This is a genomic window from Streptomyces sp. MUM 203J, from assembly GCF_022414595.1.
GTDB lineage: Bacteria > Actinomycetota > Actinomycetes > Streptomycetales > Streptomycetaceae > Streptomyces.
On sequence record NZ_JADWYO010000028.1, the window covers coordinates 18,110 to 31,694 of the forward strand.

Annotated in this window: 14 protein-coding genes and 2 pseudogenes; 11 read left to right on the forward strand and 5 right to left on the reverse strand. The window is 73.5% G+C overall.

The features are described from left to right. Positions 1–199: 199 nt before the first annotated feature. Positions 200–688, forward strand: coding sequence for a GNAT family N-acetyltransferase (locus I3F58_RS16170; RefSeq protein ID WP_240109310.1), 489 nt, complete (start codon positions 200–202; stop codon positions 686–688). Positions 689–865: 177 nt separating this feature from the next. On the opposite strand, the pseudogene I3F58_RS29815 reads toward I3F58_RS16170, so the two are convergent. Next, positions 866–1,300: pseudogene (locus tag I3F58_RS29815) on the reverse strand (GNAT family N-acetyltransferase); the annotation flags it as partial. A 260-nt stretch (positions 1,301–1,560) separates the two neighbouring features. Between I3F58_RS29815 and I3F58_RS16175 the strand changes: the two are divergent. Next, positions 1,561–2,181, forward strand: coding sequence for a DinB family protein (locus tag I3F58_RS16175; protein WP_240109311.1), 621 nt, complete (start codon positions 1,561–1,563; stop codon positions 2,179–2,181). Between the two features lie 498 nt (positions 2,182–2,679). Here the strand turns inward: I3F58_RS16175 and I3F58_RS29820 are convergent. The 4 genes and pseudogenes from I3F58_RS29820 to I3F58_RS16190 form a co-directional block, all read right to left on the reverse strand. Continuing rightward, positions 2,680–2,829, reverse strand: a pseudogene (locus I3F58_RS29820) (DUF1275 family protein); the annotation flags it as partial. A 103-nt stretch (positions 2,830–2,932) separates the two neighbouring features. Then, positions 2,933–3,658, reverse strand: coding sequence for an A24 family peptidase (locus I3F58_RS16180; protein ID WP_240109312.1), 726 nt, complete (start codon positions 3,656–3,658; stop codon positions 2,933–2,935). A 93-nt stretch (positions 3,659–3,751) separates the two neighbouring features. Then, positions 3,752–4,378, reverse strand: a complete 627-nt coding sequence (locus I3F58_RS16185) for a hypothetical protein (protein ID WP_240109313.1) — start codon at positions 4,376–4,378, stop codon at positions 3,752–3,754. A 21-nt stretch (positions 4,379–4,399) separates the two neighbouring features. Further along, positions 4,400–4,750: a hypothetical protein gene (locus I3F58_RS16190; RefSeq protein WP_240109314.1), complete on the reverse strand. Its 351-nt coding sequence runs from the start codon at positions 4,748–4,750 to the stop codon at positions 4,400–4,402. A gap of 87 nt (positions 4,751–4,837) precedes the next feature. Between I3F58_RS16190 and I3F58_RS16195 the strand changes: the two genes are divergently transcribed. The 9 genes from I3F58_RS16195 to I3F58_RS16235 all read left to right on the forward strand — a co-directional run bounded on the left by I3F58_RS16195 (position 4,838) and on the right by I3F58_RS16235 (position 13,531). Continuing rightward, positions 4,838–5,428 carry a TetR/AcrR family transcriptional regulator gene (locus I3F58_RS16195; RefSeq protein ID WP_240109315.1) on the forward strand — a complete coding sequence of 197 codons (591 nt, stop codon included), beginning with the start codon at positions 4,838–4,840 and terminating at the stop codon, positions 5,426–5,428. 54 nt (positions 5,429–5,482) lie between these two features. After that, positions 5,483–5,839, forward strand: a complete 357-nt coding sequence (locus tag I3F58_RS16200) for a DUF192 domain-containing protein (RefSeq protein ID WP_240109316.1) — start codon at positions 5,483–5,485, stop codon at positions 5,837–5,839. Positions 5,840–7,201: 1,362 nt separating this feature from the next. Beyond that, positions 7,202–8,662 carry a glycosyltransferase family 39 protein gene (locus I3F58_RS16205; RefSeq protein WP_240109317.1) on the forward strand — a complete coding sequence of 487 codons (1,461 nt, stop codon included), beginning with the start codon at positions 7,202–7,204 and terminating at the stop codon, positions 8,660–8,662. Between the two features lie 393 nt (positions 8,663–9,055). Then, positions 9,056–9,403: a GntR family transcriptional regulator gene (locus I3F58_RS16210; RefSeq protein WP_240109318.1), complete on the forward strand. Its 348-nt coding sequence runs from the start codon at positions 9,056–9,058 to the stop codon at positions 9,401–9,403. Continuing rightward, complete coding sequence (locus I3F58_RS16215; RefSeq protein WP_240109319.1) at positions 9,400–10,422, forward strand: DUF1648 domain-containing protein; 1,023 nt, start codon at positions 9,400–9,402, stop codon at positions 10,420–10,422. The genes I3F58_RS16210 and I3F58_RS16215 overlap by 4 nt, the downstream gene beginning before the upstream one ends. Positions 10,423–10,678: 256 nt before the next feature. Beyond that, a complete protein-coding gene (locus tag I3F58_RS16220) occupies positions 10,679–11,329 on the forward strand; it encodes a sporulation delaying protein family toxin (protein WP_240109320.1) in 651 nt (216 codons plus the stop codon). Between the two features lie 188 nt (positions 11,330–11,517). Continuing rightward, positions 11,518–12,054 carry an SdpA family antimicrobial peptide system protein gene (locus I3F58_RS16225; protein WP_240109321.1) on the forward strand — a complete coding sequence of 179 codons (537 nt, stop codon included), beginning with the start codon at positions 11,518–11,520 and terminating at the stop codon, positions 12,052–12,054. Next, positions 12,054–13,079, forward strand: a complete 1,026-nt coding sequence (locus I3F58_RS16230; RefSeq protein ID WP_240109322.1) for a sporulation-delaying protein SdpB family protein — start codon at positions 12,054–12,056, stop codon at positions 13,077–13,079. Before I3F58_RS16225 ends, I3F58_RS16230 begins: the two co-directional genes overlap by 1 nt. 14 nt (positions 13,080–13,093) lie before the next feature. After that, positions 13,094–13,531, forward strand: a complete 438-nt coding sequence (locus tag I3F58_RS16235) for a hypothetical protein (RefSeq protein ID WP_240109323.1) — start codon at positions 13,094–13,096, stop codon at positions 13,529–13,531. Positions 13,532–13,585: the final 54 nt, after the last annotated feature.

Below are 13,585 nucleotides of genomic sequence, written 5' to 3' on the forward strand. Positions count from 1 at the left end.
AAGCCGCCGGCCGGTGGCATGCGGGAATCTGGCATGCCCGCAGTTGTTACCGCTAGGTAGCGTCGGGTCTCTTTTCGGTCACGGAAACCGGGTGATTTCGCACCACTTCGAAGCGAAATCCGGCCACGGCCGCCGTCTGAAAGCCCTGCGTGCCGCGCGGGGGCGCCGCCGTCCCGGCACCGGCCGTAGGATCCCGATCATGCTGAGACTGGAGCCGCTGCGCGACGATCACGCGGCGGCGGTGCTGGCGTTCGAGCGGGCGAACCGGGAGTACTTCGCACGTACGGTGCCGGACCGGGGCGACGCGTACTTCGCGGACTTCGCGTCCCGGCACGCGGCGCTGCTGGCCGAGCAGGAGTCGGGCGCGTGCGCGTTCCACGTGATCGTGGAACGGGGCGTCCTGCTGGGCCGCCTGAACCTGCTGGACCTGGCGGACGGCGAGGCCGAGCTGGGCTACCGCGTGAGCGAGGCGGCGGCGGGCCGGGGCGTGGCGACCCGCGCGGTGGCCGCGGCCTGCGGGCTGGCGGCGGAGTCGTACGGGCTCCGCTCCCTGCGTGCCCTGACGACCCTCGACAACCCCGCGTCGATGCGGGTCCTGGAACGCAACGGGTTCCGCCCGGCGGCCGACACTGCCGTCGACGGCCGCCCGGCCCTGCGCTGGCACCGCGCGCTCACGCCGGAGGGGTGACCCGGCATCCGTCAGCGGGCCGGCGGGACGGCCGGCGCCTGCGCCCGGCGGCGGGTGAGGCGCCAGACACGGGGCGCCCCGGCGGGTGCCGCCCCCGTGGGCCTTCTGTTCGGTGGAGCCGAGGCGGGCGGGGACGGCTCCGCCGACGTGGTTCTCCGGGTCGTGGACCACGTCGGCATGAGCCACACCGGGGAGGCGGAACGCCTGTGCGACCAGGGCTCGGGCGGCCCGGGTGGCGACGCCGCGGCCGGTGACGGCGGGGTGCAGCCGGCAGCCGAGTCCGATGCCGCCGTCCGGGGTGTCGTCGTACCGGAGGAGCCCGCGGGCCCCGGCGATCGCGCCGTCCAGCACGATCGCGTACGAGTACTCCTCCCCGTCCTCCCAGCCCTTCTGACGCCCTGCCGGAAAGGCCCGCGCCCGGTCCGCACCGTGCTCCGCGACCCGGGGCAGCCACGGGCGCAGGTGCTCCAGCGACTCCTCGACGACCCGGAAGAACTCCGAAGGGTCCGCCTCGGCGTCGAACCGCCCCAGGACCAGGCCGTCGCCCAGCCCGATCATCTGCTGTGGAAGCTCCATGGGGAGAGGCATTGCTGCGGCCGTCGGCCCGGGCATGAAGCGGGCCAGCTCCCGTGCCCTCTCCCGCAGTCGTGCCGCCCAGGCCCCGGCGGCCTCCGGAGAGGCGGGCGTCCCCGTGCGGAACGGGACCTGCACATCGCGGAGGCCGCCGTCCGGAGGAGGGTCCGTTCGCGATCCCGTGTCCGACGACCGCGGTGACCTGGTCGTTCAGCAGGCGCTACCGGGCGGCCCGCCGGCCGTGGCAGGCTGATGCGGCAGCCGGCTGAGCCTTCCGACACGTCACCAGGAGCATCCCCGTGATCCCGCCTCGCCTCGCCTCCTTGCTGGAGCAGTTCGACTTCGCGCGGGAGCGGCTGACCGCCCGTATGACGGGACCCGTCATGGACAGTGGTGACGGTACGGACACCGGGGTGGGGACGCCGCTGGCCGACGCGGAGCTGTTCTGGGAGCCCGTGCCGGACTGCTGGTCGGTGCGGCGGCGGGCCGACGGGCCGGGGCCGCGGGCGACGCTGCTGGCGGGGACGGGGGACTGGGGGCGGGACACCGCGGCGTACCCGCACCCCTGGCCGCCGCCGTTCACCACGATCGCGTGGCGTCTCAGCCATCTGAGCGAGATGCTGGCCCTGCGCGCCGACCATACGGCGGGCAGCCGCGCCCTGACCCGGGACGACTATGTCGTCGGGGGCGACGCCACCGCTGCCGTGGCCGCGTTCGACGCGGGGGCCTCCGCCTGGCGGGAAGCGCTGCTGAGCGTCGACGACGCGGCCCTGGACACCGTCGGGTACTGCACGTACCCGCACGGCAGCGACCGGGAGGAGCCGTTCGTCGACATCGTCTGGTGGGTCAACCAGGAACTCCTCCACCACGGCGCCGAGATCGCGCTGCTCCGCGACCTCTACCGCGCGCGGCACGCCTGACCCGGCAGTCCGGTCAGGCCCCTGACGCCCGCCGGGATGCCGTGCGGTCGGCTTGACCGCCCATGGCACCCGGGACGCGCCGCGGCGGCCGGCAAGGCCGTGGTGATGTTCACCCGCAGCAGCAGAGCGCCGACGGCCGCGTCGGCCGACAGGCCCGCGGCACGGTAGCGCCGGGGCGGGTCCGCATCCCCGCCACCGAATGGCGAGGGCCGGATACGGGTGACGAACGTGGTGTCGGGGGCTCCCCCGAGCCTCCGCATGACCGCGCCTCCATGACCGGCGCGGTCCGCTCCCCCGCGGCGGCCGGCAGGCCGGTCGCCGCGGGCACCGCGACCACCGGCGGCCCGCCACGGTGGCGGACACCGTGAGGACCCACCGCCGTGGCCCGGCCGTCGGCGCCCCTCCCGGGCGGCTGCCCGCGACCGTTGCCGGCCACGAACGCGCCGAGCGCCGTGAGCGCCCCAGCGGCGCCGGTCCCCCGCCCCCGGCGGGCGCGAAGCCGGGGAACGGGACGTCGCCGGTCATGAACGCCGTGAAGACCGGCCCGAGCCCCAGGAACGCCACCGCGTCGACGACCCCCGTGACCGCGGTCGACGCCACGAGCACCTCCGGCAGCGGACCGGGGCGAGCGGATCCGGACACGGGCACACCTGCTGTCCCGGACGAGGCGCGGCCGGCGGGGCCGGGCGCCGCCCGGGGACCGCCTCCGGCCCCGCCCGGGTCGGGCGGCGCACCGAGGAGGCGCGGCGGCTCACGCGCCCGCCGCTCCCAGGACGAGCCCCGCGGCCGCGCCGACGATCATGAAGGGGCCGAAGGGGATCGCGCTCCTGCGCCCCGCGCGCCGCAGCGCCATGAGCCCCACCCCGTACAACGCGCCCAGCAGGAACCCGGCGAACGCGCCGGTGAACAGGACGCCCCAGCCGTACCAGCCGAGCGCGGCGCCCAGCGGCACGGCCAGCTTGACGTCACCGAAGCCGAGCCCCTCCGGGTTGACCAGGAACAGCACGAGGTACGCGCCCCCCAGGACCGCCCCGCCGAGCAACGCGCCCGTCCAGGTGCCTGCGTGGCCCGGGAGCAGGGCCGTGCCGCCCAGGAGGACCGGAGCGGCGGCGGCGAGCGGCAGCGTCAGCTGATCCGGCAGCCGGTGCACGCGCGCGTCGACCGTCGCCAGCAGGACGAGGACGGGTGCGGTCAGCAGCCACACCGCGAGCTCCGGCCGGGCACCCGTGGCCCAGGCGATCGCCGCACAGCCCGGCGCGGCGACCGCCACCGCGCCCCATCCCCGGGGCCCCGCCTCGCATGCCCCGCAGTGCGCGGGCCCCACCCATCCCCGCAGTCCGCCCGGAAACCCGTGCCCCGCACGGCAGGAGGCCCGCCACGGCTCATCGGGCTCAACGGCCATCCGAAACGCGGCCCGCTGCGCCAGCAGTGCGGTCCCGGCGCCCCACAGGGCGGCGACGAACAGTCCGACGTACACCCGGCCGACCCTAGGGGACCCGGCCCCGTGGGTCACGAGCCCGGGCCCCCTGGGGGCGGGCCCACGGTTGACGCCCCGGCCCCCGCGGTGCGGTCAGAGCAACGCGCCCTCGATCCGCGCGGCGAGCCCGAGTACGTCCTGTGCGCCCACCGACCACCCCCCGACGCCCGGCCGGTGCAGCGTACGCGCGATCAGCAGGGCGCCTTCGGGGCGTGGTTCGACACGGAGCAGCCGCTCCGTGCTCCACTGGTGCGCCGTGTCCGGCCCGGCCCGCGTCACGGCCACGCGCCCTGCCAGCGCGCGGAGTTCCCGGTCGGCGTCGAGCCGTTCCGCCGCCACCGGATCACCCTGGAACCCGGAGTCGCCGAGGGCGACCCGGTCGGCCACGGGCACGGACAGCGGCACGGCGTACAGCAGCGGGCCCAGGCCGAACTGGCGCCGGACGTACCGCCCGCTCAGCACCGAGGCGCGCATCTCGAAGGGGCGGGGCGCCCGGGCGTCCACGTACACGAAGCAGTGGGTCGGCGCGGGCATGCCGCTGAACCGCTCGCGCGGCGGCAGCAGGCTGCCCGCCGGGACGCCGTCGCTGTCACCGGGCAGGACGAGGGCCGGGGGCGGTGCCGCGAGGCCGAGTTCGGCGGCGGTCACGCGCGCGACGTCGGCGGACACGACGGCCGGGTCACGGTCGCGGCCGGTCCAGGTGGCCATGGTCATGGTCATGGGGGGCTCCTCTCCTCCGGCTCAGAAGGACCCGGCCGAGGTCCGCAGCTCCTGCAACCGCCTCAGCGCGGACTGCCGTTCGGCCTGGAACCGGCCGACACGGGCCTGGGTGAGCGCGGTCCAGCAGTCGACGGCCTCCCGCGCGCGGTCGAGTGCTTCGGCCCGGCTGCCCCGGGCGGCCAGTTCCTCCCGGTCGCGGTCGGCCTCCTCGGCGCGCCGCAGCAGCTCCTGGGTGGGGTCCTCGACCGCGGTCCTGATCGCCTCGGACCGGGCGACCCGGGCCTGGCGGCGGCGCACGCTCAGGTATCCCACGAGAGCGACCAGCCCACCGGTGATCGCGGCGGAAACCAGCTTCATCATCAGATCGTCCACAGCCGAAGTATGGCCTGCCGAGCCCAACGGAATAGAGTCGATTTCTAGAAAATTTTTCTGATCTTAAGCTCCGGCTAGACTCCCTCCATGGCAAAGCAGTCCCGTGGCGAGGCCACCGTCGACCGCCTCCTCACCGCGGCACTGGAGGTCTTCGCCACGTCCGGGCAGGCGGGGTTCACCGTCAACGCGGTCACCAGGGCCAGCGGAGTCAGCCTCGGCAGCCTCTATCACCACTTCGGCAGCTTCGACGGTCTGGCCGCCGCGCTGTACGGGCGCTGCCTGGAGCAGACGTACGGGGCGGCCCTGGGCGCCCTCAGCCGCGCCAGGACCGCCCGCACCGGCATCCGCGCGATGGTGACGACCTATCTGCGGTTCAGCCAGGAGCACCCGGACATCGCCCGCTACCTGCACGGTTCGGCCTACTCCAGCTACCTCGCCGTCGACGCCGACCGCGCCCGGGGCGCCGAGCCCGACCACTTCCCGAGGGTCGCGGACCAGCTCCGGCGGTGGGTCGACTCAGGCGAGATCGCCCCGCTCCCCGGACCGCTCCTGGAGGTCCTGGTCGTCGGTCCGGTGGCGGTGGCCGCGCACCGCTGGCTGGCCACGCCGGAGGACATCGACCTCGCCCAGGCCGCGCGCGTGCTGTCGGACCGCATCTGGCGCTCGGTCCAGGCCTGACCGGGGCAGCCCGCCCCGTCCCGGTCCCGGGCGGGCTCACCTAGGCTGCGGACCATGACGACACGGCGGAAGTGGCGGAACGGCACGGGAACGCTGGTCACCCCCGCCGCCGAGGTCCCCCTGGAGGTGGCCGCCACCTACGCCCGCCGCGCACGGGGCCTGCTGGGCCGCGACGGCCTGGAGGGCGCCCTGCTGATCGCGCCCTGCGCGAGCGTCCACACCTTCCGGATGCGCTTTCCCATCGACGTGGCATACCTGGACCGCGAGTTGCGCGTGCTGTCCGTCCACACCCTGCGCCCCGGCCGCCTGCCTCTCCCCCGTCTCCGCGCCCGCTCGGTGCTGGAGACGGAGGCGGGAGCGATGGCGCGGTGGGGGGTACGGGCGGGGACGCGGCTCTCCGTACGCTTCTAGGTCCGCGGGCCCGACGGGCAGGGGTGCCCCCACCTGTGGACAGCGATGTGCCTCAAGGGAGGCAGCGGAGTCCGTGACCGGACATCGGGCGGCCACGACGTGGACCGGTACGTGCAGATCGGCTCGCTCACCAGGGTGCTGACGGACACCGTCCTCACACAACTGACGGTCAAGGGGCGTCTCTCCGTCGGCGCTCCCGTCGAGGAGCGCCTGGACGGCGTACCGTCCGGCACCGGCGTCACCGCGCCACCGGGCCGAGCACACCTCAGGTCTCCCGGGGCTCCCCCGGGCCTGGAGACGCACCGCCGAGCCCCGTACAGCCCTTCACCGAGCGGGACCTGCGGCAGGCCCTGCCCGGGCTCGGCCGCCTCCCCGTCGCCCCCGTGGCGAGCAGCTCTGCTCCGACCCGGGACACGCCGTACCGGGGCACGCGCTGACCGGCTTCACCGGCCGCACGTTCCAGGAACCGGTGGACGGACACGTCCTCCTCGCCCTGGGCCTGGAAGCGGGCGCCGCCACGGCGAACCGCCCGCGGCCTGCGGCTCCTGCCTCGGAGTCCACTGGGCCGCCCCCGCCCGCTGTGGACCCCTCACCGGCCCGGTGCCCCGGCCGGCGGCATGTGGAGCACCTGCCCCGCGATGACCCGGCTCGTGGCCGCCCGGCTCGTGGAGCGTGCCCTGGCCGGCCCGGCACCGAGTCGGCAGCGGCCCCCTCGGCCCTCCGGCACAGCGGCACGTCGGGCGGATACTCCGCCGTCGCCGTCGCCCGCGACGACGGCCCGTGGCTCCTCCCTCACCGCGTCAACGGCAACCCGGACGCACGGACCGCCTCGCCCTCAGGGCGTTCACGGCGGCCCGCAGCGCCCGGACAGGGCCGGCCCGCGCCGGGCGGCCACCGGGCCGCCCGTAGCCTTCCGGTCATGTGGATCAAGAACGCCGGAGCGGGGCCGGTGACCGGCTCGCGGGGGTTCCACCCCGCGGAACGGCCGGCCGGAGCCGCCCGCCGGCAGGCTGCCGGACCGGCTGGACCTCACGGGCACCTGCCCGGAGTGCGGGCTTCGGCCCTCACCGGCCGCCGACGGGCCGTTCGCCGCGCACCCGGAGCGCGAACTCGGCACGAAGGCCCTCGCCCCGGCGAGCGCCAGGGAGGAAGCCACTGCCGAGTGCCCTGTGGACATGGGCGAGAAGAGCGGCGGATCGCCGACGGCGACGGGGGCGGCCCTGTGGACGGCATCCGCCGCAACAGCGTCCCCGAGCCCGCGGTGGCACCCCGGGCCCCCACGCGGAACACGTACCGGCAGAGCATGACCATGCACCGCCGGACTCCGTAACCCGACACCTTCCAAGGAGCTGAACCACCTTCATGACTTCCCCGACAGCCGTCCCCCGGCACCGTCTTCACGTATGGCTGATCCCGATGCTCTGGACTCTCGCCCTCGGCTTATGGGGGCTCTCGCGGCAGGACAGTGTGTGGCGGGACGAGGCCGCGACCTGGCAGGTGGCACGGCGGTCCACCTCCGACATCATGCACATGCTGGAGAACGTCGATGTCGTGCACGGTCTCTACTACCTGCTCATGCACGGCCTGTTCACGCTCCAGGGGCCCGGCACCACCACCCTGCGGCTTCCGTCCGTGCTGGCCATGGCGGTGGCGGGCGCCTGTGTGGCCGCCATCGGCCATCGGCTGGCCGGCACCTGGGCGGGACTGAGCGGTGGCCTGGTGTTCGCGCTGATCCCGGCCGTTCAGTTCCACCTGCAGGAAGGGCGCCCCTACGCACTGGTCGCGGCCGGGGCCGGGATATCGACGCTGCTGCTCGTGAGCGCGCTGGAGGGGCGTGGCCACGTCGCGCCCTGGATCGCGTACGGCGGCACCGTCCTCGTCTGCGGGCTGCTGAACTGGCTCTCGCTGATGATTCTGCCGGCCCACATGGCGACGCTGGTGTGGGCGCGGGCCGGGCGCGGGGTGTGGGCACGCTGGGCGGCGGCCTCGGCGACCGCCACGACCGGCGTTCTGCCATTGATCATCTTCAGCCGGAGCCAGTCCGGCCAGGTGTCCTGGATACCACCGCTGACCTGGCACATGATGATCGGCCCGGCGATCCTCCTGGCGGTCGGCGGGCTGGGAGCCCTGCTGGACCGGCCCCGGGCAGGCACGCTGTCACTGGCGGCCGTCGGGCTTCCGCTGCTCGCGGTGCCGCAGCTCGGGCTGATCGGCCTCTCCCTGATCCAGCCCCTGTTCGTGGACCGGTACATCCTGTTCAGCCTGCTGGGTCTGGCGCTGCTGTCCGGTGCGATCGTCGGCGCGGCGGTGCGGGCGGCCACGCCACGGTTCCCGAAAGCCGGGCAGGTGATCCTTCCCGTGGTTCTCGCCGTGACGGTGGCGGCCCTGCTGCCGCAGTCACTGGCCAAGAGGTCCCCGGCCAGCCGGGTGGACGACGTACTGGCGATAGCGGAAGAGGTGCGGCAGGTGAAGGCGCCGGGGGACGGGGTGCTCTACATACCTGCGGCGCGGCGGGACACCGGACTGGTGTCCCCCGACGCCTTCGCCGGTCTGCACGACATCGCCCTGGCGGAGACCCCCGAGCGGTCCGGAACGCTGAAGGGCGTCGAGGCGGAGCCCGCGCGGATACGGGACGCGATGCTCGCCCGGCGGCGGATACTGCTGATAACGGACTCGGCACAGGTCGCGAAGCCGGTCGCGGGCCGGCGGGACCGGATGAAGACCGCCGTGCTGAAGGAGCACTTCACCGCGGTCGCGGACGAGCAGGTCCGCGGTCGGCGCGTGACGGTGTACGAGCGGCTCACGACCGGCCGGCCCACGTAGAGCACACTCATGCGGCGGCCGGGCCCGGCCACGGCATGCCCCGGCTTCACGGATGCTGCCGAACCGGACCGGCGGCCGGACGCCTTCGTGCCGGGCTCACCCCGCCCCGCCCGGCACACCGCAGACAGAGGAACACACCCGCACGCCGTTCCAGAAATATCAGCGCGGCACGGACACCGGCTTCGGGAAGGCCTCCGCGTCCCGGCCCCTGCACCTCAGCCCTCCCCCTTCACCCGCATCACCCCTCCGGCACCCCGCCCCACGTGCCGCCGCCGCGCCCGGCGCACCGTCCAGGAGCCTTCGGAGCGACGGCAGTTCTCTGCCTGCCCGGCATCCCCTCGATCCCGTGACGACAACACAACGGAAGTGAATGGTGCTATCTTCATTAGCATCATGCTGCTGAGACTGAACGTCACTGACAGCCGTCCTCTGCACGAGCAGGTGGCCGGGGCGATCCGGCGAGCCATCGCGGAGGGCGAGTGCGGCCCAGGTGACCGACTGCCACCGGCTCGCGACCTGTCCCAGGCGCTGGGCGTCAACGTCAACACCGTGCTGCGCGGCCTGCGCTCCCTGCGCGACGAGGGCGTGCTGGAGTTCCGGCGCGGGCGCGGAGTGACCGTGGCTCAGGGGGCGGACCAGCGCTCCGTGCTGCTGCATCGCGTACGAGACCTGGTGACGGACGCGGCCGGCCTGGGCTACAGCAAGTCTGACCTCATCGAGATGATCAGGGGGATTCCATGAAGAACGGTGCGGAACGCGCGAGCGGAGCGATGTGGGGAGTCATCGGCTGGGTCGTCGGGGTCCTGGTCCTGCTGGCCGGCATACCGCTGGCCGCGAGCGGGCGGCTGCCGGACCGGCTGGCGACACACTGGTCCGGGGACGGGGCGGGGGGCCCGGACGACTCGATGCCGCTCTGGGCCGCCGCCGTGTTCCCTGCGCTGATCTGGGCGGCGCTGGCCACGGGTGTGGCGCTCTGGGTACGGCGGGCGGGCCGCGCGGCCGGCGGGAGCGGTGACCCGGGGGGCGCGGTGCGGGGCGGGGCGGCGGCCACGCTGCTGTCCGGCGGGACGTTCCTGGTCGGCACACAGGCGGCGATCGTCCGGGCGAACCTGGACCGTGACGACTGGCGTGAGGCCGGTTCGGTCGCGGACTGGGTCGTGGCGGCCCTTGTCGCTGCGGTCACTGCGGGCGCGATCGGCTGGCTGGCCTGCCGTCGGCGCCCCGCGCCGCAGGGGCGGGACGGGGCCGGTCCCCGCATGGATCTGCCCGAAGGACAGCGGATCGCGTGGTTCTCCCGCGCCGCCAACCCGTGGCTTCACGCCGTCTCGGCGGTGACCGGGCTCGTGGCCCTGGCCGTCGCACTGGTCGCCCTCGGGGGCATGGCGCAGCCGCACATGCCGCCGTTCGCCCCGCTCGCGATGATCGCGCCGTTCGCGCTCGCCTCGATCCTGGTACTGGCCTTCGCGTCGGTGCAGGCGCGAGTCGACGAGGAAGGGCTGAAGGTGTCCTTCGGGCCGTTCGGCTGGCCGGCCCGGCACTGGTCCGTCGAGGACATCGAGTCCGCCCGCACGGAGCACCGTACGCCGGCCCAGGTCGGCGGCTGGGGCTACCGCCTGAGCGGCCTGGGAACGACCGTGATGCTGCGCGGAGGCGAGTGTCTGGTCGTCCGGGCGGGCGGCAAGGACTTCGCCGTGAGCGTCGACGACGCCGAGCGCGGCGCCGCACTCCTGAATTCCCTGGGAGCACGGAACTCGGCGTAGCGGACGGCCCCGGGCGGTCACCTCTCCCCACCGCCGTCCCGGGGCCCACACCAAGGCTGTCAAATCCCTGTGGAAACTACGTCAAGAATTCCTTCGAGCAGGGGACAACGGATCGACTCCCCCAATCGTCGCATGTAATGATCTTCCGCAGATCGCGCACCGGGGGGCTCGTGGTGACCGCACGTCAATTCCCCTCGGCGCATTTATGTCGACCCAGGGGAACGAAGTGAATATCAAACAGCGTGGAATGTGGACCGTGGCCGCCGTGACAACGGCCGCGCTGTGCGCGGGAGCCGCTCCGGCCGCCGTCGCGGACGCCGGCGCCGGCTCGTCCGCCAAGTCCGTCACCGCATCCGCCGCATCCGCCGTCTCCGCGAAGACCGACGGCGAGAACGTCTTCCGCGGGCTGTTCTTCGGCCAGGGGGAGGTCGGCCGGAACCTCGCCGCACTGGACCTCTTCGCGGAGGCCCGGCAGCACCTGGACAACGAGACGCCCGACGAGACCCGCGCCTCGGACGCCGTCATCGACCTGATCAACAAGCGGAACCCGTTCTTCTTCGCGGACCTCAGCCGTCAGGCCCGCAGCGGTGACCCGCGCCAGGTGGAGCAGGCCGTCATCGAAGCGCAGGACATGCTGCTGTCCGTCGCCAAGACGGACAAGAAGGCGACGCCCGTGGAGAACGGGCAGCTCTGCGGTGTCACCGTGGCGGTGGGCGCTGCCGTCGTGCACGTCGCCGCTGCGGTGACCGCCGCCGGTGCCGTGGTGACCGTCACCATCGCGGTGGGCGCCAACTTCGTCAAGGGCAAGAACTGGTTCTGGAGCGCGCAGCCGACCAGCGCCGACCAGACACCGCTGTCCCGCGACGAGGCCGTCGCCCAGGTCACGAAGGCGCTCAAGACCGCCTAGTACCTGACGGTGGGGGTGGGGAGGCTGCAGACTCCCCACCCCCACCGGCTCGTTGTCCAGCGCTCCAGGGCGCTCAACACATCGCGCGGCACGGGGGACGGCACACCGAGATGAAGAAGAAATTCCGATACTACTGCGGCGCCTTCACCAGAAACGGGAACAGCTCCGTCTCCGTTTCGGGAAGAGCAATGCTCGCCATATGCGCCCTATGGACCCTCGTAATCGTTTACGTGGTTCAGGAACACCTCCCCAAGAACACCATTTCCCTCCCCGGCCAGCAGACGGTCCGACACACGGTCGTGAACCTCGCTCCACAGGGCTGGGCATTCTTCACGAAGTCCCCCAGGGACCCGGAGGTGATGCCTTTCGCGAAGTCGCCCTCCGAGAAGGCGGCTGATGGCTGGAGGCCGCTCTCCCTGACCCCGCATGCCTCGCCGGGCAACGCCTTCGGTCTCGACCGTCAGTCCCGGGCGCAGGGTGTGGAGATCGCGATGCTGCTGACCTCCGCGCAGCAGGACGACTGGCGTGACTGTTCCGACGACCGGCAGCGCTGCCTCAACGAGTACGGCGCACCGGCCCGGCGGGTGGTGAACCACTCGCCCGACCCCACGCTGTGCGGCACCGTCGGCCTGCTCCAGGAACGGCCCACCCCGTGGGCGTGGCGTGACCTCGTGCCCGAGGCCCACAGTCTCGAACGCGTCATGGTGCTGGAGGTGAGCTGCTGATGCGGCAGCGGACCATCCCTCTGCCCTGGGCGGCCGGTTACGGCCTGGCCAGGACGCTTCTGGCGCTCGGCACACTCGGCACGCTGGCGTTCAGCGATGCGGCGACCCTCTTCCGGGAGGTCGCCACCGTCGGCCAGTACCCGCTGTGCCAGGGTGTCACCGCCGCCGGCGCCTTCTGCCTCGTGGGCCCCGACCAGTACGACACCATGCGCTGGGCCTGCTGCCTGGTGCTCGCCGTCGCGGCGAGCGGCTGGCGGCCCCGCCTCACGGCACTCCCGCACGCCTATGTGGCCTTCAGCGTCTTCACCGGCATCTCCATTCCCGACGGCGGCGACCAGATCACCTGGGTGCTCGCCCTGCTGATCGCACTCGTCTCGCTGGGCGACGACCGCCGCTGGCACTGGCAGTCCAGCAGCCCGGTGCACCACGAAGGGGTGGGTGGAAGCGGCCGGCGTGGCGTCCTGGCGCTCGTCGGGGTCAGCGCGCTCGTCGTGGCCCGTGTCCAGGTCGCGATCCTCTACTTCCAGGCGTGCGTGGCCAAACTCCCTCACGCCGAATGGGCCGACGGGACCGCGCTGTACTACTGGACCAACAACCACGCCTTCGGCGCACCGGACTGGCTGCGCCCCCTGACCGGCGCGGTCGTCGCCCACCCCGTGGGTGTCGCCGCCATGACCTGGCTGCCGCTGGTCGTGGAACTCTCCCTGGCGGCATCACTCCTGATGCCGCAGAAGGTGCGCTGGAGGCTCCTGCCCTTCGGGGTGCTCCTCCATCTGACCATCGCGATCACCATGGGCCTGTGGAGTTTCGCCTTCGCCATGTGGGCCGGCCTCCTGCTGCTCCTGGCCCCGCTCGGCCACGACCCCGACATCACCGGACTCCTGCGCAGGGCCTTCCGGAGAGCCGGTCCGCCGGTGGAGAGCGCGGGCGAGCCCGCGATGCAGAAGAAGACCGAAGACCAGGACGAAGAGGACGCGGAGACGGAGGCAGGAAACACACCCGCCAGAGCCCGCGTTCCCGCCTGACGAAAGGAAGCACCATGCGTTCTCACCTGCTCAGAACGGGCGCGGCATGCCTGGCCGCCGGCGCCGCCCTCCTGCTCACCGGCACGCCCGCTTCGGCCGCCGGTGTGCCCTGGAGCGTCGGCCACGGAACGGCCACGGCCCAGGGAACCCGCGGCGTCCAGCAGGACCCGGGGGACTTCCTGCCCTCGCTGGTGATCCTGGGCGAACTCAGCAACACCGGCGACGGATGCTCTTCGGTGTGGTTCCAGTTCAACCACGACCTCGCGCCCGGTCCCGCCTTCCGGCACGCCACGCAGTGCGGCCCCGGCACGACGCCGATCGAGTTCCGCACCGCGTACCGCCCGACCACCACCGGGTCCGCCTTCGTCTGCGAGGGAACGACACGGGAGAAGTGCGGCGAGCGCAGGACGGTGACCTCCTGGCCCGTCCAGCAGGGCGTCACCACGGACTAGCGCGCCTCGTACCGGCGCCATGAGGCCGCCCTCCGGGGAGGCCGGCGATCCGTA